The 341-nt window shown below is 50.4% G+C and carries 1 pseudogene; it reads right to left on the bottom strand.

The features are described from left to right. Positions 1–341 (bottom strand): annotated as a pseudogene (locus tag A3766_RS09530) (recombination factor protein RarA); the annotation flags it as partial.

Here is a 341-nt window from a genome sequence, read left to right as displayed (position 1 = left end):
AATAACATTCACCAGCAGCAAAGCCATCAGGCTCATCATGAGCGTAACGGTACTCCATTCCCATACCCTGATCTTTCATGAGCTGTGTAGGCGCATTTCTTAAATGCATTGGCACTGTCTCATCTCCGCCTTCCTGCACCAAACGTCGACAGGCATTAAAAGCGCTGTATACCGCATTGCTCTTTGGGGCGACAGCTAAGTAAATCACAGCGTGCGCTATACTCAGCTCACCTTCGGGGCTACCTAAGCGCTCCTGAACATCCCAGGCATTTAAAGCAAGTGTTAACGCTCGGGGGTCTGCATTACCAATATCCTCACTCGCCATCCTAACTACGCGCCTG

It is taken from the genome of Oleiphilus sp. HI0132, from assembly GCF_001635845.1.
Note: the sequence above shows the minus strand (reverse complement) of the source record. Positions and strands in the feature narration are given on the sequence as shown.